1 protein-coding gene is annotated in these 766 nt (G+C 44.8%); it reads left to right on the top strand.

All coding sequences use genetic code 11. The features are described 5' to 3' along the window. Positions 1 to 766 (top strand): Rpn family recombination-promoting nuclease/putative transposase (locus B5F18_RS12360; protein WP_143468442.1); only part of this gene is annotated, 766 nt, incomplete at both ends.

A 766-nucleotide genomic window follows, 5' to 3' on the forward strand; every position in this document is an offset into this window, starting at 1 on the left:
AAGAAATGTTTAAAAGAATTGACCATCAAGGATAATTTCATGTTCGGCGCAGTCATGTCGGATGCGGAAAACTGCAGAAGATTTTTGGAGATGGCAGCTGGCTTTTCTATCGAGAGAGTGGAAGTGATCAAAGAAAAAAGTATGGTCTATCACCCGGAATATAAAGGTGTGCGCCTGGATGTATTTGCGCGTGATGAAAAAAATACGCATTACAATGTGGAGATGCAGATGCTGCCGCAGGCAGAGCTAGGGAGACGTTCCAGGTACTATCATGGGCAGATGGATGCGGAAACACTTCTCTCAGGGAGTACATATGGCATGCTACCGGATTCCTATGTCATCTTTATTTGTGACTTTGATCCGTTTGGAGAAAAAAAGTATCGTTACACCTTTGAAAACCGCTGTCTGGAGAATCCAAATCTTGGACTTGGGAGTGGTGAGAGAACACTTTTTTTGAGCACAGCCGGGGAGAATGAGGAGGATGAGCCGGAAGAACTTGTGCAGTTTTTAAAGTATGTAAAAGCAGATCTGGAAGAGAGCGAGAGCAGTTTTGAGGACGAATATGTGCAGATGCTGCAAAAAGCCGTCAGACATGTGAAGGAAAGCCGGGAACTGGAGGAGAAGTTTATGGTTTTGGAAGAGATGCTGCAGGACGAAAGAGAAGAAGGTAGAACAGAAGGGAGAGCGTTGGCAGTTATAGAGCTTTTGGAGACCATTGGGGAAGTGCCGCAATCTTTGCGAGAAAAGATTTTAGGACAGACAGATA

It is taken from the genome of Lachnoclostridium sp. An181, assembly GCF_002160325.1.
Classification (GTDB): Bacteria; Bacillota; Clostridia; order Lachnospirales; family Lachnospiraceae; genus An181.